15 protein-coding genes are annotated in these 22876 nt (G+C 46.1%); 3 read left to right on the plus strand and 12 right to left on the minus strand.

All coding sequences use genetic code 11. The annotated features are described in order from the left end of the window. Positions 1-86 precede the first annotated feature (86 nt). Genes C7460_RS15925 through C7460_RS15935 form a run of 3 tightly spaced genes read left to right on the plus strand, consistent with a single transcriptional unit; the run spans position 87 to position 2192 of the window. Positions 87-581, plus strand: coding sequence for a GlcG/HbpS family heme-binding protein (locus tag C7460_RS15925; protein WP_115869122.1), 495 nt, complete (start codon positions 87-89; stop codon positions 579-581). Between the two features lie 4 nt (positions 582-585). Further along, positions 586-1773: a lactonase family protein gene (locus C7460_RS15930; RefSeq protein ID WP_115869123.1), complete on the plus strand. Its 1188-nt coding sequence runs from the start codon at positions 586-588 to the stop codon at positions 1771-1773. A gap of 26 nt (positions 1774-1799) precedes the next feature. Then, positions 1800-2192: a Dabb family protein gene (locus C7460_RS15935; protein ID WP_115869124.1), complete on the plus strand. Its 393-nt coding sequence runs from the start codon at positions 1800-1802 to the stop codon at positions 2190-2192. Between the two features lie 34 nt (positions 2193-2226). On the opposite strand, the gene C7460_RS15940 is transcribed toward C7460_RS15935, so the two are convergent. The 12 genes from C7460_RS15940 to C7460_RS15995 all read right to left on the minus strand — a co-directional run bounded on the left by C7460_RS15940 (position 2227) and on the right by C7460_RS15995 (position 22823). Then, on the minus strand, positions 2227-3495 hold the full coding sequence (locus C7460_RS15940; protein ID WP_115869125.1) for a glycoside hydrolase family 117 protein: 1269 nt from the start codon (positions 3493-3495) through the stop codon (positions 2227-2229). 7 nt (positions 3496-3502) lie between these two features. Further along, the gene (locus C7460_RS15945) at positions 3503-4303 is read right to left on the minus strand and encodes a glycoside hydrolase family 16 protein (protein WP_115869126.1); all 801 of its coding nucleotides are present in this window, start codon (positions 4301-4303) and stop codon (positions 3503-3505) included. A gap of 12 nt (positions 4304-4315) precedes the next feature. Then, the gene (locus C7460_RS15950; RefSeq protein WP_115869127.1) at positions 4316-5692 is read right to left on the minus strand and encodes a family 16 glycosylhydrolase; all 1377 of its coding nucleotides are present in this window, start codon (positions 5690-5692) and stop codon (positions 4316-4318) included. Further along, positions 5680-7395 (minus strand): glycoside hydrolase family 2 protein, encoded by a 1716-nt coding sequence (locus C7460_RS15955; RefSeq protein WP_115869128.1) that lies wholly within the window; start codon positions 7393-7395, stop codon positions 5680-5682. Before C7460_RS15955 ends, C7460_RS15950 begins: the two co-directional genes overlap by 13 nt. Further along, entirely contained in the window at positions 7388-8821 is a 1434-nt protein-coding gene (locus tag C7460_RS15960; RefSeq protein ID WP_115869129.1) for a sulfatase family protein, read from the minus strand. The genes C7460_RS15955 and C7460_RS15960 overlap by 8 nt, the downstream gene beginning before the upstream one ends. Next, positions 8811-9938, minus strand: a complete 1128-nt coding sequence (locus tag C7460_RS15965) for a glycoside hydrolase family protein (protein WP_115869130.1) — start codon at positions 9936-9938, stop codon at positions 8811-8813. The genes C7460_RS15960 and C7460_RS15965 overlap by 11 nt, the downstream gene beginning before the upstream one ends. A 28-nt stretch (positions 9939-9966) precedes the next feature. Further along, positions 9967-11097, minus strand: a complete 1131-nt coding sequence (locus C7460_RS15970) for a glycoside hydrolase family protein (protein WP_221409548.1) — start codon at positions 11095-11097, stop codon at positions 9967-9969. A 6-nt stretch (positions 11098-11103) separates the two neighbouring features. After that, on the minus strand, positions 11104-14307 hold the full coding sequence (locus C7460_RS15975; protein ID WP_170148041.1) for a glycoside hydrolase family 2 TIM barrel-domain containing protein: 3204 nt from the start codon (positions 14305-14307) through the stop codon (positions 11104-11106). Positions 14308-14318: 11 nt separating this feature from the next. Continuing rightward, positions 14319-16598, minus strand: a complete 2280-nt coding sequence (locus C7460_RS15980; RefSeq protein ID WP_115869132.1) for an FAD-dependent oxidoreductase — start codon at positions 16596-16598, stop codon at positions 14319-14321. A gap of 3 nt (positions 16599-16601) precedes the next feature. Beyond that, complete coding sequence (locus tag C7460_RS15985) at positions 16602-18245, minus strand: sodium:solute symporter family protein (protein WP_115869133.1); 1644 nt, start codon at positions 18243-18245, stop codon at positions 16602-16604. 277 nt (positions 18246-18522) lie between these two features. Next, entirely contained in the window at positions 18523-20712 is a 2190-nt protein-coding gene (locus C7460_RS15990) for a glycosyl hydrolase family 95 catalytic domain-containing protein (RefSeq protein WP_147302982.1), read from the minus strand. Between the two features lie 125 nt (positions 20713-20837). Next, positions 20838-22823 carry a glycoside hydrolase family 97 protein gene (locus C7460_RS15995; protein ID WP_115869135.1) on the minus strand — a complete coding sequence of 662 codons (1986 nt, stop codon included), beginning with the start codon at positions 22821-22823 and terminating at the stop codon, positions 20838-20840. Positions 22824-22876 lie beyond the last annotated feature (53 nt).

A 22876-nucleotide genomic window follows, 5' to 3' on the forward strand; every position in this document is an offset into this window, starting at 1 on the left:
GTACAAAATTCAAGTCATGATATTGGCTTGGCCCAACCGAGCTAGAGATAACTATTTATAAAACAAACAATAACCAGTCACAACTCATGAAAGCTACCCTCTTCACCTGTATATTAGGTTTCTGGCTGTTGTTGGCAGTTCCTGGGTTCGGTCAAGACACCCTTAGTGGGCAACTTCCAGGAGATCTCACCGCGGTGCAAGCCAAAACGATTATTTCAGCCGCAGAGCAGCATGCCATGCAGTTGGGAATCACAGTAAACATCGCCATAGTAGATGCCGGAGCTAATCTGAAAGGATTTTTTAGGATGGATGGCTCTTATCTGGGCAGCATAGATGTAGCCATCAAAAAAGCGAAAACAGCTCGGTATTTCAACGCTGCTACAGGTGATCTGGGCAAGATCACCCAGCCAGGGGGCGATATCTATAATATCGAGCACTCTAATGGTGGGTTGATTACCTTTCCCGGAGGAGTACCTATCAAAAATGCCGACGGTGTGATCATAGGTGCTATTGGAATCAGTGGTGGTAGCATTGAGCAGGATGAGCAGATAGCCGCTGCTGCTGCAAAATCCATATTATAAGCATATGAACAAAATCATTACACTCCTTCTACTCCTAGTCTGCACGATTTACGCTCGCGCTCAGCCACAATTCGAACTTCAAGAAGTGTCTACTGTGGCCACCTCCTACAATACTGTCACATCCACCGTACACGATACAGGAGGGGGCATATTCCTATATACTGCCGGTGATGGAAACGAAATAGATGTATTTCAGGTAAACCAATCGGGAGTACTTGCCCTGATCAAAAGCTATGTGGTCACCGGAGGCGCCAAAACCGTCCGAGGCCTTACCACGGCCCAAGTGGAGGGTAAAGATTTCTTATTTGCGGGATTGAAGGGTGGAAATGCTGTAGAAGTTTTTGAGATCGCTAAAAATGGAACACTTAATAGTGTCTTTGTACTTCAAGACACGGATACCACCTATCTTGGCATTGTCATTACTTTGCAGGTAGTTCACATGCAGTCTGATTCGTACCTTTTTGTAGGCGGACTGGAAAAAACTCCGGGGCTCAGCGCATTCAAAATTCATGCGGATGGCCAGCTCACGCACATCCAGTCGCTAGCGGATACAGAAAAGATCTATACCGATGGGATCATTGGTATGTCCATCCATACCATAGCAGATAAAACATACCTCTTCACTGGAGGCTTTCAGGACAATGGACTGAGCAGCTGGAGGGTGTATGAAGATGGGCGGTTTGAAAACCTTTCTAATATTGGCGATGATCGCACCCTGTTTTTAAACGGCACCTACCCGGTGATTTCTGCTACCAAAAAAGGGTGGAACTATGTGATTGTAGGTCACAGACACCACAGCTACTACAAACCAACCCCCTGGGTGAAGGACCGGTATTCCTACTATTACCATGGTGATGCCGTGAGTGTATTTTGGGTGAACCCCAAAGGAGAACTCGTGCCCAGATCAGCTACTATTGATGATACCCAAACCCTCACAAAAGGGCAAACCCGACTGCACAAGCTATCCTATAATGATGAATACGACATCATAGCTGTTGCCACCAGAGATGATCAAAGTCTCCAGCTTTTTATGCTAAACGAAACCGGAAGGCTGATACCTGCGGGCAACATCATAACTGGCTTTCCCATCTACTATGGGCTTAGTGGCCAAAAAATTGGTGACGACTATTTCCTATTTGCCGGGTCTGTGGAAAACAACACCCTGAAAGCCTACCAACTAATTGAAAACTAACACCTTTTACTAATTCAGTTTTACCGATGAAATCTAATCAAGCAATATTCCTTAGTCTTATTTTTACTTGCATACTCCTTTTCTCTTGTGAAGCAGACAATAGTGAGCCCAAAGAAGTACTCCGCCATGTCGTGGCATTTACTTTCAAGGATAGCATCACTACAGAAAGGCAGCAACAGGCTATTACCGATTTCAAAGCCCTAAAAAATCAAATCCCAGGGATTCTATCGTTTGAAGGAGGCGAAGATGTAAGTGTAGAAGGCTTTACGAAAAACCTAACACATTGCTTTATCATCACTTTTGAAGATCAGGCTGCACGCGATGCCTACATCCCCCACTCCGCCCATCTGGAGCTGGTAAAAAAGAACAAGCCCCTGATGAACGATCTGTTGGTATTGGATTTCTGGGGGAAAGACTAAAAGGTATTAAATGCATCTAAATGAAAACTAAATATCACCTACCTTCCGGATGCTCTCGAAGATTGCCCAGTCCTTGCTTGAAGTACACTTCAGGCTTGTGCCACACACCCGTTTTCTTAAATCCTGGCTCATGATAATCGAGGCTCAGGTCACAGTCAAAGCGGGCGATGATCGAATGCTGCTTGCCTTTACTGCCTGCATTGATAAAATGGCTCAGTCCCCACCGGATGCCCCTACCTTCTTTGGTGTCTGTAAAGGCATCTGGCGTGTAGGGACCTGCAGCTATGGGTGGCAAAGAGATCACCGATGCAATCTCAAAATTCACCCCATCTGGAGCATACTGAATGGTTTCTCGTTCATTGCCGTCCTTGATGACTATGGTAGCTACGCCACTTTTGAAGGGAAAGTAAGTGGTCTCATGCCCGGAGGTCATCACTGGGTTTAACGGATGCTTCTCGAATGGACCTAAAGGATCTTCTGCTATGGCCAATCCATGGCCTACGGCATATTTGTCCCTGATATCGGGCCACTTGTTGTAGGCGGCTTTGTAGTACAGGTATATTTTACCATCGTAAACGATCGGCTGTGGATCGTGTGTGGCATCCTGATCCCACGCTCCTTTTTTCCCGAAAGGGATCACCTCACTGGCCTCGTGCGTCCAGGGACCGGCAGGTGAATCTGCTGAAGAAACGGAAACCGGGCACCAGTCGCCACGCAAACCACTAGGCTCATTAAAAGCCTGATAGTACAGATAATATTTCCCTTTCCAAATCAAAATATCTGGTGTACAGACCGATCTCCAACCCGGGTTGGGCTTGTCCGGCCGCTTGATGGCCACCCCCTGCTCTTCCCAGACAAAACCATCTTCACTGGTGGCATACCATACTTCAGCCAAGTCCCAATCTGTAGACGGAATTTCATCGGTAGCCTGTGCCGCATTGCTCCATCCTATTGGAGGTACTTTGGTGTGTCGCCTGGTGTAGTAGACATAATACTTACCATCCACTTTTATGGGTCTGGAAGGATCCCTGCGTGAAATGGTACCATCACCGCCATTGTAATCAAAGCCCTTTAGGCGGGTGTACTTAAACTGGCTAAACAGTTCGTTATCCTGCACACGGGGTGCAGGATAATCGAACATCCGCTCTGACGCAGTACTCAACGGAAACCCTGGGCGCTCTTCGGGCAGTTTATGAGGAAACACCTGATGAGCAGTTGATTCATTCTGATCGACCGCCTCCTTGCACGAGACAAGAAGCAAAACCAACAACCAGGATGTCAGAGATATTTTAAATACATGCATAGCTTTATTATTTTTTCTGGTAGTACCTCACCCAGTCTACTTTCATGCTGGTGCCGTCTATGGCATCTGCCACCGTTCCATGCCACTCGATGATTGCCAGGCTTAAAAAGATAGGAGCTTCACTAAAACTAAATTCATTGGCTACCCGGCGGAGCTCCTTACCATCCATATAGAAGACCAGCTCTTCTTCGTCCCACAGCATGCCGAATGTGTGGTACTCTTTTGAGAAATCAATGTTTTCGAAGGTAAAAGCCTCTGGATTTCGCGTGCTTATTTTCTTTCCACTTTCCGTCAGCACCAGATCTGTATGATTGTGTATGTTGGTATTTACCATATTAGGATAATGCCCCTCATTAATATCCAGCTCAAACCGCTTACCTCCAGCTGGTGGAGCTCCCTTTGTCATCAGCCAAAAGGAGTTGTTGGTAGCTTCAGCTGCGGCGTATTTGTAGCGACATTCGAAATACCCGTACTTAAACTTCCTTTTGGTCCAGATACTTGCTGAAGTCCACTCCTGTCCTGCTCTGTTTTCTTTCTTGTTTTTGAGGTACAATACACCGTCCCTAACTTCGGCATTTTCACGCCACCTGCTGCATAATATATGTCCACTTGGACCATTCTGTGCTTCCCAATTTTCGTCTAGCTGTGCATCTGGATAGTCAAAATAATCTTCCCAAACGAGTTTATATTTTTTCTTCACCACACGTGGCACCTGTGCCGATACACTTACAGTGGTCAGGAAGAGCATTGTACCAAGTAAAAGTATGAGCGGACCGTTTATGGACTTTCTGTTTTGCATAATCATCATTAGTTCAGGGAATTAGTTTTTCTTCTGATAGTATCTCACCCAATCTATTTTCATGCTGGTCCCATCTATGGCATCAGTGATTTCACCAGCATGATCCAATATGGCCAGGCTTAGCCAAATGCTCAGCTCCTTGTGGCATTGGGTGTTTGGAATGGTGCGTATCAGTTTATCATCAAAGTAAAAACTGATGTTCTCGTCGGTCCACTCCATTCCGTATCTATGATAGTCTTCCGCGAAGTTGTAATCTGTCTTCACATCATAGCCTCCAATTTCTTTCCATGCTCCATCTACAAAAGCTTCGATTTTATAATCTGAAATAAGCCCGTTCCAGTTGCTGCCACTTTGCCAGCCATTAACAAACTGTATGTGGCCAATTTCCTGCTCTGCAGGCCAGGCAAACTCCAGCCACTTTTCCCCTTCTTTTTGAGACACCCAGCTGGTAGCGGTATTGCCATCGGCCACATCAGCGACCTTAAAATCATCTCGTAACACTCCACTGGCGTTGATCGTCACATCGTCATTTTGTGCAATATTGGCTAATCCATCCACTTCAGCGTCGGCTGTATTTGAAAGGAGATTTTCGGGATAGCAATTTTCATTTGGACTATAAACTCTAAACTCTCGAATGTGAAAGTGAGAGGCATTATTCGATACCAGACGAATGCGAGAGGTTTTGACTGGCTCTGAAAAAGTGTGGGCGTACGCCGGGGAAAGCCCTTCGGTATAGGCCAGTTGGTCATTCTCCGTTTTTCCATTTTGCCAATGGTGCCGATTGGTGTTTACTTCATTGGGGAAGTGGCCTTCATTGACATCCAACTCACAGGTCAGTTCCGGACCCGATATAGGCACAGAAGTGGAAAAAAGCCAAAAGGAGTTGTTCGTACCACTTGCACCTGCATATTTATATCTGCACTCAAAATACCCGTATTTGAAAGCTTCTTTAGTCCAGATGTTGCCACAGGTCCAGTCCTGACCACCACGACTTTCTTTGATGGCCTTAAGCTCCAGCACTCCGTCCTTTACTACGGCATTTTCACGCCACCTGCTGCACGATATATGACCACTTGGTCCATTTTGGGAGGTCCAGTTTTTATCCAGATCGGCATCTGCGTAATCAAACTCATCTTCCCACACCAACGTATAGTCTGACAAATCCATCAACTGATCAGGTATAGGAAGCTGGTGAACATAGGTGGTATCCGGGCAGGTTACTCCAGGTTCGTCTGTTGGTTCCTCGTCTTTGGGTGTTTCATCTATTACTTCCTCATCTTCAGGCTTAGGATCATCATGCTTTGCACTACAGGCTGCGGTATGACTAAGCAACCCAGCCAACATCAGCACCCTCCATATCATCCTGCATTGCTCTATACCATGCGTTATTCCTTCCATGATTTTATTAGTTTTTTGTATTGGTAGTATGCTTTCTTCCTATTCCTTCGTTCGTCTACGAGTCCCCATTCTCTAAACCCAGACTCAGGCGTTCCTTTATAATTGCTCCGGTAGTCATTGTAGCTCCAGATAGCGACTCCTGTGACGTAAGGCAAATTCGTAAGCGCTCGTATGTAGCCCATTAGCTCTGGGCCCAACTCAGCATCTGGTGCCGGCCCAATCTGAGCCTTCCCTATCTCGGAAATGAAAATGGGTTTACCAGGAAATCGCTCATGAGTCAGCTTCGCATGTTTCAAAGCATCTCCATACGAGTTGATGGAGATAAAATCCACCTTTCCATAGGGTTCATTGCCTATTGCCCCATTACGGTAGGTGGTGAGCGAAACGTAGGTTTTAAGCCTTGTTGTATCCAGGATATCCAGATAACCCAGCATGGACTGGATATACTCAAATTGCTCCGTGGTGAGTACCTTTTCCGGCCAGGGCACGTTTGGGTCTCTTAGCTCATTGCCTACGCTGTAGGCTACCACACTAGGGTGATTAAAGTCCCGCTCTACCATTTCTCTTAACCATTGTTTGGTCAATGGATTGTCAGGAAAAGTCTGTGGGTCATCAGCTCCCCAAACGGGTATTTCTTCTACGAGCAAAAAGCCTATGCTATCGCAAAAATCCAACAGGTTTTCTGCCAATGGAGCATGCATGAGGCGTGCAAAATTGCATCCCAGACTGTACTTAATATCGAGCATGTCCTGCCTTACGAGATGATCTGGCTCAGTATTGCCAAAGTCCGGGTGATCGTGAACCCGATTAACACCATTCATGCGAACGGGATTATTGTTCAGGTAGAATTGCTCTCCACGTACTTCAAATTTTCGAATGCCGAATTTATCTACCACCTGGTCCATGACATTTTCTCCAGAAACAAGAGAAGTCTCTAGCTTGTAAAGGGTTGGGCGCTCGGTATCCCAAAGCTTAAAATCTGCAAGCCTGGTTTCGAAAGTGGTCTGTGCAAAAGCTGTTGCATTTGCCGGAAGAACAGCTTGGATAGGATTAATGTCCACCCCTTTGATAGAAGGATCAATCCGTACCTGACGATCACGGGTGCCATTGTTTTCTAGTTTGAACTTTAGGGCAAAGCGGATGATTTCTTCTTCAAAATCTGGCTCTGCGGAAATGTACTGATACACCAATCTGACTTCTTCATTGACCTTGAGCGTCACATCCCTGCTGATACCACCCCATGCCCACCAGGCGCCTCGTTTGTAGGTATTGTCTGCCATGACCACCAACGAATTGGCTTTTGAGGCATCGACTTTATCTGTGATATTGAACTCAAACGGTGTATAGCCTCCTACATGTTTTCCCAAAAACTCACCATTGAGCCAGACTTTAGCGGTCTCATACACCGCATCGAAGTGGAGTCTTATTTGCTTCTGATTCCATCCTTCAGGTAGGGTAAAAGTACGCTGGTAGTAGCCTTTACCTACGTATTCGCTGTATCGTGCTCGGGTATCCCAATTGCCTGGAACCTGCAGTGTATCCCAGACAGCATAGTCCATAGCCATTACTTCCTTTTCCGTCAGAGAATTGTCCGCCAAAAACCGCCACGTTCCGCTAAGCGATTGCTCACTTAACTGCTGTGACTGAGCTCTGTAGGAAAAAGCAATCAAAAACGTGATCCATATCGTCCACTTACTATCCATCTTTGAGCCCATAGTAAGTGTACCAATAGTTTACCCATGCACTCAAGGGTGCATCTACATCAAAGCCATCCCTCTCCATGACCTTTTTGGAGTAGTTGTAGGAGCCCTGCTTCGCTTTCTTTAGGTCTGCCAGCGTTTCACCAACAGCATTTTGTTCAAACTCCAGTAGCGACTCCTGTAGCTGATGCTTTAGCTTTTCTTCAATGCCCGCATATGTTTTTTGACCGCTGAGGTTTTGGTATTCACAAGGGTCAGAATCGAGGTGATACAGTTCAAACTCCGGCCTGGAATCGGCCATAAACTGATTGTAAGGCTCTGATAGCTGTCCCAAGCTATCGAGGTAATGATAGAGTGTAAAGGCGGGGTACATGGCTTTTTTGTAGCTGGAAAGCTGCATGTAGGGTTGTTGGGGAAGTCGGTTCCAAATCAGTTTGTACTCCCCATCCGTGATGCTCCGTATGTCATCCACCGCATCTCCTGCCCTGCCTCTAAAACCAAAGACAAACTCCCTTTCAGTTTCATCCAAAAAGGACTGTCCGTGCATGTAATCTGGAATGTCCAGCCCTGCGAGCTCCAGGGTAGTGGCAGCCACATCTACCAGGCTCACCAGCTGGTCATCCACTGCTGGTTGAAGGCCCTGAGGCCAGCGAACGATTAAGGGTACCTTGAGTCCACCTTCATACAAAAACTGCTTATCTCTTAAATGCGGGCGGCCATGATCTCCGAAAAACATCACCACCGTATTCTCAGCGAGACCATCTTCTTCCAATCTCTTCAATACCTTTCCTACCTCTGTATCCAGCAACTGAATGTCTGATAAATAGGCTGCCCAGTCGGCCTTCAGCAACGGATGATCAGGATAACAAGGCAACTCACCTATCTGCTCTGGATGGATCAAATGCCCTTCATCCATTTCGAATGGGCGGTGCGGGTACTTAAATTGGACTTGAGCAAAAAAGGGCTGACCATCAGCATCACGCCAGTCCGTGCCATCGTACTTGATATCGGTACTAAAGTTGTAGTCCCGCTTTCCATTTTTATCAAATCCCTTTCCACTGGCATTTGTGCAGAAGTATCCAGCCTTTTGCATAAGCGACACGATGGTGGACACGTGATCAGGCAATGGCTGCATGGTCATAGTCCGATGCTGCAAAGCATTTATCGTGGAAGGATACATGCCCGTAATGAAGGATGACCGGCTAGGCGAACAGATAGGCGTATTCGCGTAAGCTTTCGTGAATTTAACCCCTTGGTGTGCCAAAGCATCCAGATTTGGGGTCTGAACGTCAGAATTGCCATAGCATCCCAGGTCCGGACTCAAATCATCAGAAACGATCCATAGGATATTGGGCTTTGATTTCTCTTGTTGAGCACAGGAAAAAGCAAACCAGGCAGCCAACAAAAAGAAAATCAAACTAACGCGCATGCTTCGTGATTTTCAATGGAATTTGAATATTAAAAGAATGTCGAACGTTATTCGCGTCAATGGTGTCTGCAGCACAAAGCAGCGCCACCGGTTCGCCATCTTCTATAAACACTTGTGGTCTTTCCAGGTGATCAAATTGATAGCTACTGCCGTCCTCATTGGTGACCGTCCTATCGGAAATCTCAAAATACTTTGCCTGATTCCAATTGATACCGTCCTCGGAATCGTAATGAACCAGTGAGAAAACCCGTTTGTGATCGATGTGCTTGATTCGTTTTACGATTGCCCGATAGCGCCCATCAGCATACCAGATATACGGATCTTCAGCTGGAAACCGCTCACCTTCGAAAGTAAATACCGGATCCGGATACTTCTTGAAAGGGCCTGTAGGCGAATCTGCAATGGCCACCATGTGTACTACTGGGCCTCCGGCAGGGAGCTCATATTGCTTGCCCACAGCTTTGTAAACCATCAGAATCCTTCCATCTGGCATTTGGCAAACCGAAGGATTGGAAGTCATCAATGCATCATGCGCGGTAGAATCCCCTTCTGTAATGTCCAACACAGGTTTGTCAAACCTTGTCCATGGGCCGTTCGGGTTGTCTGCCACAGCAACTCCAATTCTCTGATTATTTCGGTGCATCCAGTTGATCCTTTGTTTTCCCGGAACACTCACAATTTTCTCATCACCAAAATTGCCCATGTGATACAGGTAGTATTTCCCATTGATCTTGTGGACAGTTGGGTTGTGTGTACATGATCCATCCCAGTACTCTGGTCCGCGATCCGGGAGGGTAATGTCCTTATGCTCAAAAGGACCGAATGGGGAATCCGATAACGCATGAGCAATCACCGAATAGTTTACCCACTCCCAGCCAATATCTTTTGGCCAAACAGAGTAAAACATGTGGTACTTTCCATCTTCGCCTTTTACCAGGGAACCGCCCCAAATGCTGGCAGTATCACTTACAAAAACTGACTTTGAAGCTACTTTCCCAAACTCAATCTGATAGTCAATTTCTTTTTCTAGCTCCTGGCTGACATCCTCTTTCTGTATTTTCTGATTACAAGAAACAAAAAGTAAAATGAGGCCAAAAAAGATCGTAATTCTTATCATATACTCTTGATTAGGAGATTTGATCCGTTTAATCTTCTGTTGTCTTCACAGGAATTTGGACATTGAAAGAATGCAAGACACCGTTTTCGTCTTTTACATCTGATGCGCAGAGCAAAGCCACAGGTTTTCCATCTTCGATGTATAGCTGAGGTCGTTCCAAATGCTCTACTTCCTGAGTCGTGCCATCTGCCCAGTTAATTTTTAAGGTAGAAACCAGAGGGTTATCAGCTAATGTCCAGTCATAGCCATCTTCAGAATCGAAGAGCACCAGTGCACGTCCAGCATCCGTAAAAGCACCGTGCATGTCTTTGACAATTGCTCGATACTTGCCATCCTGGTACCAGATAAAGGGATCCTCTGCTGGAAAATCATGCCCTTCGGCCTGGAATACTGGCTTATCATGTTTTTTGAACGGGCCTGTTGGGCTATCTGAAGTAGCCACACAATGCACTACTGGTCCACCCCACACGCCGGGTTTCTTTTTCATCACCGCTTTATAAACCATCAGGTATTTGCCATCCGGACCTCTGGTAATGGACGGGTTGCTGGTAATCAAAGCATCCAATGCATCGTCATTGGGACTGACATCTATCAATGGCGTATCAAATCGCTTCCAGGGGCCATTGGGATCGTCTGCCACTGCTACACCAACCCTTTGGTTGTTTCTATGGACGGGGTTTAATTTGATTGTGCCAGGTGTAGAGTAAACTTTTCCATCTCCTGTATTGCCCATGTAGTAGAGGTAGTATTTCCCTTCAAACTGATGAATCGTCGGGTTATGCGTACACAAGCCATCCCAATACTCAGCACCTCTCACGGGTAGGGCTACATCCTTGTGCTCAAACGGACCAAAAGGACTGTCTGCCACAGCATGCGCAATCTCCGAATCGGTTTCCCAGGCCCAGCCAAGCTCTTTTTCCCAGCGGGAGTAAAACATATGGTATTGACCATCGGCACCTTTGATCACTGATCCTCCCCAAATACTCCAGATGTCATCTTCAAACTTTGAGTGCAAAGCCGGTTGGCCTAGTTTCAATTTAAACTCACTGGTAGCCGGTTGGCCATTCGATGCTTCTGATTGCTGTTGCTTTTGGGCACACGATGCAATCATCACAATAGCCATCAAAAACAGTACAATGTTTCTTAGTTGTTCCTTCATAGTTCCTTAATTTGAAGCACGAGCCGTCCATACAGTTGACCACTCGCTTTCCTGCTGATTGGTATTTCGTTTTATCTGAAAATAAACCTTCTCCTCATCCGCTAAATCAATCGACATCATCCCACGGACATTTGACGTGAACGTCTTATCCAGATTGTCAGGATCCGTACCATACCTCACCGTATAGTCTCCGTCAGTAAAATCGCTCGAGTATCCGATCACTAGCTTACCATCTGTAATGAAGGCATCCCAGATGATTGGCGGCAAAACCTTTTCCGACAAGGACACCTTCACCGCTTCCGAAGGCTTGCTATCTCCTTTGTCATTGACGGCCACAAGGGCAACTTCGTATGCTCTACCTGTTTTGAGCCCCGTGATATCGATAAAATCAGCAATCGTCTTTTCTGACTGCATTGACTCTGTACCCTCCGTATACGTCACATAGTATTCGGATGCATTGGGCACCTGATCGAAGAAAACCCTGGCTGCATTTTTGCCAGCTATCACCTCCCTGATCTGCGGAGTGATGGCGCGCTGAAAAGAAATAGTCTTTGCCAAACGCGTATATCCAGTAGGCGTCTTTAATCGGAGCGTGAGGTCAAGAATATCAGTCGGCAAATCAGTCCAGGTAAGCTCCCCAGACCATTCTTCATCGTCAGGAGTAATGGTCGGTAAATCCAAAGCATTTTGATAAACGATCTTTCCAGAGGTATCTCGGAGCTCATATTCCAATTGATAGTCCCGTATGGTATGGCTCGGGTAATCACTAGCCCCGCGAACCGGCATACGAACTTTTACTGTCCCGTTTGTAAAGTCTATATCAGATACTTCCAGGTCTTTTACTGGTGCGTGCTCACGCTGTATCCGGTCAAACAGTCTTCTTTTTTCTCTCCAGGTGGTGATCACTCCCCACACTCGATTTTCTTCAGCTGTAGTACCGGCATAGGCACTTCTGTAGTCATTGAACGTCCACATGGAGGTTCCAATCACATACTCATTTTTGTGACGGTAGTGATTCATCCACTCTGAAATCTCCGGCACGTCCACATCCTGACCTGTGGTAGGGTATGGACCAAATCCAAACTCGGAAATAAAGATGGGTTTGTCAGGCCACTTAGTTCTTAGCGCATCCAATATCTCCTGAGGTTGACCTTGCCAGGTGTACATGTTGTGCATGATCAAATCCGAAAAGGTATTAGGGTCGGTCTCCGGCGTATATTCCTCTTTTTGTCCTGAGTTGCTCACACAAGTCACTAGCCGGTATGGGTCCAGCTCCTCTTTCACATATTCAATCATCTCCCGGCCATATTCAAAGTGGTTGTTGAGCTCATTGCCCACACTCCAGCCAATAATACTTGGGTGGTTGATATCGCGCTCGATCATTCCTTTGAGCCAGTACTTTGCCAGGAGGTAGTTTTTTTCAGCCACCTCCACGCTATGCTCTTCACGCAGCATGACGTATGGCTCATCCAACATTAGGATTTCCTCTTCTTCCGAGTTGAGCTTTACTCCTTTCTCTCGCTCGAGCTTAGCTACTGGATAGTAGTTCGCTCTAAATTCATCATTGTCCAGATCACGCACGTTGATTTCTTCAAAAAGCAGGATACCCTTTCTATCGCAGAGCTCGATGAGCTTTTCGTTTTGATTACCGTGCATGATGCGCATAAAGTTGGCGCCGGACTCCTTCATCAGATCCACGTCTCTTTCCAGGACTTGCAGAGGTTCAGAAGAGCCCCAATAGCGGCTTTCGCTTACCCGATTGAAACCGGCCAGGCGGACAGGCTCTCCATTGAGCAGCATCTGCGAATCCGTAAGCTCAACCTTCCGGATGCCGAAATGATCTGTTTGTGAGCTTAGCATTCGTCCATTTTCAGATATGCGTGTTTGCACCTGATAAAGCTTCGGTTTGTCGAAGTGCCACAGTTCCACAGTCTCCGGTGTCAGAGTAGTTTGCAGTTCGATTTCCTTTTTTGAGTTCGGATCGAGAGTAATGGAGCCTGAAAGGGTTGCAATTTCTAATTCATCCAATACGCTGGAGCTGAGATCAATAGATCGTTTCTCTGTGGCGCTATTTTCAATTGTAACTTTCAATGTCAATAGCGCTGAACCTGTTTCCAGATTTGGCTCCGCATGCATGTACTGATAATCGATTCGTACGTCATTGGCTTGTGTGAGTGTCACATCGCGGATGATCCCACCCCAATTCCAGGTGGCCCCTACTATGGCACTGTTGTCAGCCTGTACAGCTATCACATTTTCCCCGTCGAAGTTCAGCGCATCGGTCACATCAAACTCAAAAGGCGTAAATCCTCCACGGTTCATCCCGATATACTGACCATTGAGGTACACTTTTGACAAGTGGTACACACCTCCAAACTTGAGGTAGTAGCGTTTGCCGCTTGCTTGCTGCCAGCTGGCGGGCAAATCGATATGCTTTCGGTACCACCCGATTCCGGTGTAGTTGGAAAACCCATTGATCATGCCCCAGTGTCCTGGCACGGTGAGGTCATACCATTCTGAGTCATCAAAATCTTTCAAATAAACCTGATCCGGCTCTGACTTGGCTCTCAAATACTTCTCTTCAGAAATTTCACGAAACATCACAGCATCGGCAGCCACAGCTCCACTCACAATGGCCGTAAGCTCTACATAATTATTGTCTACCTGATTGAAATCATAAATCCCAAGACTCACCCATTCACCGCACACTACCCGTTGGCTTTGGTATTTGGTGGTGATGCCATCCGCATGACGTATGTTATACTGTGCGGTCAAGTGAGACGAAAACGGGTATTTGGTAAACACTTCGTAGTACCCTGATTTCTTGAAATTTGGAAAAAACCTGACGTAGGAGCTATCAGCTTTATTACCACCCTTGAGATCGGTGACACTGAAATAATGCACCCGGTAGTCTTTTCCGTGAAACTTAGAGCCTCGGGCTTCTTCTGTAGAGACTTTCCAGGTTCCTTGCACTTCTACATTGTCATCCGCATTGTCTACCACCAGATCGCTCTCGGTTTGTCGGATGTTCATGTAATTGGAGCCCTCACCGTAGATCGTATAAAACTTCCAGATGCCATTTAAGCTCACTTCCTCCTCAGCAGCTGGTACAGAAGCGGTGGACTGGCCATTTTTGCACGAGGCAAAAAGCATCCCTATCAGCAATAAAGCTACAACCAGAAATACGTTTAGTTTATAGAACATCTTCATGGCACAGCTAATCATTTAATAAGTATTTCAAAAATGGAAGCAGGTACAAGTGCTGAAGGGTGTTCGGCCTTGATCACCAATCCTTTCGTAGTGAAACCTTCCTCAAACTTCCAGGTATTGACGGTCTGATAATTGCCTTTCTGCTCAAACAGCAGCTGCCCATCGAGATCAAATACCTGATAGTTTCTCAGTGTAAAAGGCATCACGTTTTCAGGGTGTCCCATCAGCGTAGACTCCATGGCATGATCATAATCCGTATCGAGGAAAAGCCTCAACAACTCGAGCTTTTTGGGCTCATCCCAGCTGATCGTAAGTGTTGGGGATGGGTCTGACAAATCGGCCACCCAGGCATTTGGCTGCAGCCACGGTCTGGCAATGCCATTGGAGAGGTTTTGTGCATCAAATACCTCCAGTGCCGGACTAATTTGCATGGCCAGGTTTTTACCTTCAGGTCGTCTTTTCGGTATCCAAAACTCAAAAGCATCGATACCAATACCTTCGGGTGGTGATTGTTTCCCCGTATTGGAAACCGCCTTATTTTCTCCGTTGAATACCGTAACAATACCTGTATAGCGATGATCGCTTTCCAAAACGGATACTCCATCATTAGAAAGGAGCGTAATAAATGCGTACTGATCCCCTGGCAATGTCTTTTTAAAAGCCACCGAAACTTCCTGCTCACCTGCCTTGAGTGGGATCATTTGTGTTTCGAGCGTCACTTCAGGAGTATAGTTGCTCGGCATTTCTGCACAGCGCAGTTGTATTTCCAGGGTTGTGTCCTTTTCGGCTTTAAGCTTTAGCTGAAACTTATATGCTTGCTCAGCCTTTAGCGGTAGCAGTTGAGCTACTGCTGTTTGAAGATTGAGCCAGCTTTCTCCCTGTGGTATTTCAGCAAGTTGCAATGTAGAACTCGCTGAGACGTTAGCTTCCGATATGAGATTTTTAGCTCGGTCTACAGCTACTCCCGGAATCCCCTGCCCTATTTCATTGAGTGCATTCTGTAGGTCTTTGATTCTACTTTTATCCAGAAGGTCTTTAGGCTTCAGTCCATCTTTGGCACACAAGGCAGCAGCCATTCCCACGGCATTGCCTCCACTGCCGCAAGTAGCCATCACCCGGGTAGACCCAAAGGCCACGTGCGTCGCACTGATAATTCTGCCCGCCAGAAAGAGGTTTTCTATGTCTTTGCTCACATATGAGCGGTAAGGAATCTGGTAGACCCCCTTGGAGTGCCACTGGGTACAGCCCGACTGATCGCTGTAGATTCCGTCTGCAGGGTGCAGGTCTAGCGCCCAACCTCCATGCGCTACGGCATCCTCAAAAGTGCGCTGCTCTATTACATCCTGCTGCCGCATCATATACAACCCTTCGAATCGGCGACTTTCCCGCTTACCAGGCACAGTAGCCACCCACTCCAGCGTGAGATCATCTACATCTTCAAACTCCCCGGAGTTTTTGATATGATCCCAAACACCATAGATCACTTTCCAAAGTTCCCACTTGATTTCCTCGGTTTTATGAACGGTATCCGTGCGCCCTCCGTACTCAAACCACCAGAAGCGGCATCCCATGTCCGTTTTGCTAATCAGCTTGTAGCGTGGGATTTGTTTGATATCATCCAATGCATAGGAAGGTGGAATGTACTTCACCGGCTCTCCGGCACTTTTGCTGTAGAAATACATCGAGTGGCCGAGTAGCTCACCATAGTTTTGATCGGGAGCAAAAAGCTCCCCAAATTCCTCTTTGGTTTCGGCTCCCATACGAAAGCTGGCCCCAGCTTTGAAAGCCACCAGTCCATCCCCCGAGGCATCACAAAAGAGCGGGGCTTCCAGTACGTATTTGGTGGAGTTTTGCGGATTAAATGCTGTAGCGCTTTCAATGTTTTTATCATCCTTTTTGGTAACGTCATACACGGAGGTATTCAGTAGCAACTTGATGTTTGGCTCCTGTATGACCTTATCCAGCAGAATGGTATCAAAGATGACCGCATTGCCTTCTTTGTTTTTGTACATATTCTCTACCAGGATCTCATCCATCACGGCACCTTCGCGAGACCAACGATTGTTATTTCCCATATGAGAAGTAGCTCCGAGTATCCACAGCCTTACTTCTGAGGATGCATTGCCTCCCAGCACTGGACGGTCCTGTACCAAAATGGTCCGGGCACCCGACCGGGCAGCAGTAATCGCCGCGCAAACTCCGGCCAATCCTCCTCCTACTATCACAAAATCACCCTGAAGGTGCTCAGTTGCCAGCTCTCTGGTGCCTGATTGAAATGCTTCTTGTATCATTAATTAGTGTCTATTTCTGTATATGATATATGCTCCTAAAATCAATATGAGTGTCCCCATACCTGCTACGAGCAACAAGTGTTGCAGACTGATAATGGCCAGTACCACCATCAGTACCCCGGTGGCAGCAATGCCCATCCCGATCACACGCCCGCCGCGTTTATTGCCACTGGCTTCCACTTCCGGCTCTATTTCCTGACTAGCTCTAAAGTCATCATAAGCCTGAGACTCTGAAGTGGACCAGGAGCCCATACGGGCTAAAACCTCCTGTAGTACCAGCAATAAAATGGGGATCCCAACTCCTGCGGTCATTTCCATAGCTCTATCGAGTTTGAAATCCAGCAGATGAGGCATGATAAACTTCAAAAAACCATTGATAGTCAATGATAGGAGTGTGATCGTTACCGCAGATCTCCCCGATAGGCTCCTGGAAAACAACGCCCAAATGGGTGGTAAAAACATGGCCCCGCCTGTCACTGCTGCTAAGCCCATCACCACTTCTACAATTCCGCCCATGTTAGGCACCAGCAGTGCGACTACTATCGTAATCAACCCCAATACCACGGTACTGATTCTCCCTACTCGAACCAGCTGAGCATTGGTAGCATCCGGAAAAATGGCTTTGTACAGGTCGTTGGATAATACGCCTGCTGAAATGTTGAGGGTGGTATTTACCGAACTGGAGGTAGCAAACACCATCCCACCCAGCATGAGCCCCAGCATACCTACGGGAAGTACCTCTTTGCACATCAGCAGGTAAGCACCTTCGTCAGCCAGCCCGGTGAGTTCGGGATTGAGTGCCTTATAGATCATCGGTGGTAGCATCCAGATGACCGGGCTAATGAGGTAAAGCCCTCCGAAAAGTAGTCCCACTTTGCGTGCTTCTTTTGGCGAACCAACACTCGTATAGCGCTGTACATAGGCCCAGTTTCCCGCAATAAAAAACAGGTTATACAAGCCAAAGGCCACCATAAACCCCCAGGTGTATTCTGAGTTGGTCAATGTAAAAAAATGCTCCGGTGCCGCTGCTACAAAACCACTGACTCCTCCAATTTTGTCTAATGACAAAGGCATCACGATAAGCACGGCGGCAGTAAGTACGACAAACTGTAATACATCAGTGACTATCACCGCCCACAATCCACCCACAGCGGTATAAATTAAAATTAGCACTCCCAAAAAGATTATGCTGGAGGCAATCGGTATGCCTGTAGAAACCTGAACGATTTTGGCAACCGGGTACAAAAACGCACCCGTGGTAAACATGCTGATTCCCAGAAAAAGGTAGGTATATATCTTTTGAGTGTTTGGCCCCAGCCGCTCAGTGATAAACTGCGCCGCTGTGATGGCATTCGTCTTTTGCCACCTGGGAGCTATAAAAAGACCAATAACGAGTCCTGCGATGGCCATGGTCCACTGGATGGTGACCGCCACCCAGCCACTGGAGTAGGCTATAGACCCCCACACTACGAACGTGCCCGCTGAGAAAAAACTCATAAACAGTGACAAACCGCTCATCCACCAGGGCAAGGCTCCTCCAGCGGCAAAAAATGACTTTACGTTCTTTCCCGACTTGGAAAAACTCATCCCGCAGGTAAATACCAGCAGGGTAAAAACCAGAACAACACCTATATCTAATCCGCTCATTTTCAATAATTCTCCAGTAAAAATCCCTTTTTGATGGCAAAGAAGAAACGGAAGGAAAGAATTTATTACCGGAAACGTTTCCGAAAACGTTTTCCTTTTCCGGAAACGATTTCGGTGAAAATGAGCGATTGGAATAAGCTAGTTCAGGCTATTGACTTTGAATCTACATAATGCCTGATAATGTAAAAAACCTACAGGATAGTCCCGTAGGTTTTCATATCAACCGAGTTTACCGCCAAACAATTTTTTAACTTTTATGGTGGTCACATATGCTGGATTACCAATTAGGAAATTCTGGCACCTCCCACTCATAAACCTGATCATAGCTCTCACCTTCCTTGACACCATACAGGTTAATTTCTTCTTTAGGGTGAGGGATAACCCGAATTTGAGGTGACACATGATTTCCTGCTCTAGATACACAGATTGAAGCTCCTTTTTTAAGATCGATTTCAAACTGACCATCTTCGATTTTTCTAATGGTAACAGTTTCTCCTTCATCCGTTTGTTCAATATTTTCCCAATCGTCTACCTTTAGCATGCACGGGTTTCCTGAGAGACTTTTTATAGTTACCCACTCCGTTTGGCCATTTTTCCTTGAAGCACTTACCAGAAATCCCCCTTCCGCTCGCAAATCTTGAAAAACTGCATCCTGAAAGTCATCAGGAGTGGCAGGAAATACGCGGATTTTTCCTCCCCAACTTTGGAGTACTAACTCAACGATCGCCGAAGCAGCACTTAATGGTGTTTCTATCACCGGGTTTCGACCTTTACCTTCCATATAAAAAGTATTGGGAAGGAGCATTGCCGATTGAATATTGCCATCTAAAAATTGCTGAAGCATGCTATTGGCATCATTTCCTCTACCTAATGCGGCATACAGAGAGGCCGCGCCTGTATAGGAATATCCCACCAGACCTTTGCTATCACCTATTTTGTGCCAATGCACCACAGACTTATCTACCAGTTCCTTCACTTCTGGTTGATCTGGATCCAACTGAAATAGTGGGTATAAACCTAGTAAATGTGAGTAATGGCGATGAGACATATCCACTGGCTGCTCACTACCAATCATCAATCCGTTTTCATCTTCGGGATAAGGGATTAGATCGTCTAGCAATTCTTTCCAATCTCCGATAAGCTCTTGATTGGTATTCGAACGATTACTGGTTTCGATGAGCGTAGTGAGTAGCCACCGAACCAGGGACAGGTTGTAATTTGTATTTACAAACGACTTAAAACCATGATATTCTGGCGAGCCCATTGCGCTTAGCTCAATCTGCCCTTGCTCATTGGTTATCATTTTGGTTTGATATACCTCCAAGACCCTTAGCGCTTTCGGTAGCCACTTCTCGGCTATGGCATCATAGTCTCCACGATAGCTATAAATCAACCAATAATTATGTAAAGCCCATGCAAAATCTCCAAGATCTGCACCACTCTTCTTTGCCAACATAAAGTCAAAGTTGTCATCTATAAGGGCTATGAAATTCTCTGCCAGATCTACATGATTTGTGGCATTAAAAGGCCAATAGGTAAGCTGTACGTTGAGGTTCCACCATAGTCCTGGCCAACCCGTATTCTTAAAAAAAGGACCAAGCAAATCCAATACAGGACCGTCTTCCCGAGAGCAAGCCGCCATCTTGTATAGCTGAATCCAATAGAAAGATTCCATACGCCCATCAGGGATTGATAAAAATGACTTCTGAAAATAGTTGTGCCACCATTCACGATGGGCATCTATCAGGACATTAAAGTCTGTAGCAGCAACTATGTTTACGGTGTTGGATGCTACCAGAGCGGATACATTGGTGGCCGGAATCTCATTGGCCACCGAAACATACATTATTGATTGAGTCGTATTCTCTGCCTTTTCCAACCATGCTGTGGCATAATCTCCTCCAGCCAACAAGGGCTGCTCACATACCTCCACACCATTCACTTTTTTTAGTATCGGTCTAGGATTGAGCTGATAGTCCCCTATATCTTTTCGGGTATATATTCGTGGTGAAAAAGGCAATCCAGGCATCCATCGCCACATATAATCAGCCTGACTCCCATTAACTTCTTCGGTAGAATGTACCTCAATGACATTTATCATGTGCTCATAGGGCGTAAATGCTCTAAAGGTGATTTGTCCCAAATCAGTGACAATAACACCTCGTACTTCAGCATTATAAAGATCCTGACGAACGTCAATATCTCTAATTTTTCCCGCAGGATGCAGCGTCATACGTCCAATATCAAGCCGTGAAAAATCGTATAGATCCGCTCCTTTGGTAGCCATTGATGTCTTTTTATTAGGTGCTTTTCTATGATCGGTCACATCCTGACGTCCAACATGAAAATCTAGTCGATTTTCATCCATATTGGCATAGATCATCATGCCTACCATGCCATTCCCTACAAAGGCTCCTTCATTCCATTGCCCGGGTATTTCCTCCCAAACAAGGTCATGCTGTGACATAAATTCGGGCCAGTCAATACCACTTTCTTGTGCGACGCTAATGTTAACCGCCAGAAGCATCAATAACACCAAACTTTTAAAAGAAAAATTTCGCAAACTTTTTCGCATGGGCTTACACACAATTGTTATATATCGGTATTATCCTTTTCAATGTGCAGAGCGAACCCCTCATTGGCTCCAAGCTCCGTGGTAAAGTTGTCTTCCTGCGTCCATCGCACTTCTTCAATTCTCACGTGGGTCCGGGTATCTACAGACTCATCGTCGGTATAAACCTTCGCAGTATAGCTTGTATCCGAAAGCAAGAAATCCAAATCAAAAGTTACTGTTCTGGCTTCCGGTCCGTTAATTCCACCGACGAACCAATCATTACCTTTTCTGCGTGCAATGACCCCAATCTTCCCGATCTCACCTACCAGCACTCGGGTTTCATCCCATGTGGTAGGGACATTGTCAAAAAATTCCAACTCCGGCTCATTGCCAATAGTTTTGGTGTCGCCCCACAGTCCATCCAGTTTCTCGGGAGATGCTGGGGCTTTGTCATACCAGTACAAAAACTGAAGCGGACTGAACAAACAAACAGTTTTGGCTAACTGGGAGGCGTGAGACCCCATTTGTTCTACCCGACTATTGTAGTAGCACACTGTATTGTCCGCAGCACCCGCCAGCATGCGCGTAAACATGGTAATCAGTGTATGTTCATTAGATACACTGGTTTCATCCCCGGCAATTCCTTCTTGTGTCAACAGGTTGGGGTAAGTCCTTGAAAAACCAGTAGGACGATACTCATCATGTACATCTACAATGAGTTCATATTGTGCTGTCTTTTTGATAGCGTCATGCAGCCAGGCGGTAGCATCCTGATCTCCTACTCGCACAAAGCCATATTTGATCCCTGCTATTCCCCATTCTTTGAATAATGGAAGTAAATCATCTAATTGTTTTTCCAGTGCTCGCCTGTTCACATAGAGCATTACCTTGACGCCACGTTCATTAGCATATGCGGTGATCTTTTCCAAATCGAAAGGCCCCTTGGATCGGTTAGGGTCGAGGGTAAGAGTGGTAGCATCCGAATTATCGTCCATTTCATTGCCATACCAGCCAGCATCAAAATGTACATACTGCATGTTATGAGCTGCTACAAAATCAATGGCTTGTAATGCCCCTTGAGTAGTTAGGGTTGTTTCCCTTAACACCTTACCAGGAGTGATCCACGAATCATCTTCCAACTCATTAGGGTCATTGAGGTTTTGGATCAGGTAATTATTTTCCAGTAGCTCCCCATAACTTTCCCCCATCATGATCACTCTCCATGGTGACTGAAAAGGCAATTCTTTTTTGACTTTGTTGATGCTGCTTCTTCCACTTTTTAATGCTCCGGTGATCGTATCCTGCTCGGTTTTTTCTAGTCTTCCATCCAATGACGATAATATGGCTAGCGATGATCCAGGATTCGCATTATAGCTCAACCGTGCATAGTCGACTAGTTTAGCTTCGGCTAAAGCTATCTTGAGGTCCTGTCCGTACTCTATGAGCAAGGGTCTCTCCGCGCCATTCTTCAATTGACTGATGGGTATTTTTTGATACTCACCCTGAGCGGTTAGCAGTCCTGGTTTCCTTTCAGGTGTAGACCAAACTTCATAGTCCTGATCAAATTGATAACTGATAAGTTCGTCATCCAATCTAAGAAATTTTAATCCGCGCTGTTCGGGGATTTCGTAGGCAAACGCCAACCCCTCATCATAGGCTCTGATGATCATTTTCAGTTTAGCCTCGGGGCTTTCCAACATGACCGTAAGCTCATTATAAACGTCTGGAATAAGGCTTCGTTCACCAAATCGCGTGTTCCAGGAAGATTTCTGAGCGTGTTCCTCCACTGCCGTAACTTTATATTTACCACTAAAATCCAAATCCTTGGACAGCAAGTCGATCTCAGAGGGCTGGATGACTTTCTTACCTTCCCTCATGATTTGAAAAGAAATGCCGTCACCGTCTTCAGGGTATAATACAAAGGCATTTTTACCATTTGGAGATTCGACTTTTAGAATGGTCACTTGCTTTTGCTCACACCCAAAAAGGCACCACAATAAAAAAATACTCAATATTCGATTCATCACTTTACGTTGATTTTTGAACAACTCTGATGCAAGTCAATAGACCATTATCA

Origin of the sequence: Marinoscillum furvescens DSM 4134 (genome assembly GCF_003386095.1) — a bacterium.
Classification (GTDB): Bacteria; Bacteroidota; Bacteroidia; order Cytophagales; family Cyclobacteriaceae; genus Marinoscillum; species Marinoscillum furvescens.

Coding starts and splice junctions, on each gene's coding strand:
- C7460_RS15925 (WP_115869122.1), top strand. CDS start 87: ATGAAAGCTACCCTCTTCACCTGTATATTAGGTTTCTGGCTGTTGTTG.
- C7460_RS15930 (WP_115869123.1), top strand. CDS start 586: ATGAACAAAATCATTACACTCCTTCTACTCCTAGTCTGCACGATTTAC.
- C7460_RS15935 (WP_115869124.1), top strand. CDS start 1,800: ATGAAATCTAATCAAGCAATATTCCTTAGTCTTATTTTTACTTGCATA.
- C7460_RS15940 (WP_115869125.1), bottom strand. CDS start 3,495: ATGCATGTATTTAAAATATCTCTGACATCCTGGTTGTTGGTTTTGCTT.
- C7460_RS15945 (WP_115869126.1), bottom strand. CDS start 4,303: ATGATGATTATGCAAAACAGAAAGTCCATAAACGGTCCGCTCATACTT.
- C7460_RS15950 (WP_115869127.1), bottom strand. CDS start 5,692: ATGGAAGGAATAACGCATGGTATAGAGCAATGCAGGATGATATGGAGG.
- C7460_RS15955 (WP_115869128.1), bottom strand. CDS start 7,395: ATGGATAGTAAGTGGACGATATGGATCACGTTTTTGATTGCTTTTTCC.
- C7460_RS15960 (WP_115869129.1), bottom strand. CDS start 8,821: ATGCGCGTTAGTTTGATTTTCTTTTTGTTGGCTGCCTGGTTTGCTTTT.
- C7460_RS15965 (WP_115869130.1), bottom strand. CDS start 9,938: ATGATAAGAATTACGATCTTTTTTGGCCTCATTTTACTTTTTGTTTCT.
- C7460_RS15970 (WP_221409548.1), bottom strand. CDS start 11,097: ATGAAGGAACAACTAAGAAACATTGTACTGTTTTTGATGGCTATTGTG.
- C7460_RS15975 (WP_170148041.1), bottom strand. CDS start 14,307: ATGAAGATGTTCTATAAACTAAACGTATTTCTGGTTGTAGCTTTATTG.
- C7460_RS15980 (WP_115869132.1), bottom strand. CDS start 16,598: ATGATACAAGAAGCATTTCAATCAGGCACCAGAGAGCTGGCAACTGAG.
- C7460_RS15985 (WP_115869133.1), bottom strand. CDS start 18,245: ATGAGCGGATTAGATATAGGTGTTGTTCTGGTTTTTACCCTGCTGGTA.
- C7460_RS15990 (WP_147302982.1), bottom strand. CDS start 20,712: ATGTCACAGCATGACCTTGTTTGGGAGGAAATACCCGGGCAATGGAAT.
- C7460_RS15995 (WP_115869135.1), bottom strand. CDS start 22,823: ATGAATCGAATATTGAGTATTTTTTTATTGTGGTGCCTTTTTGGGTGT.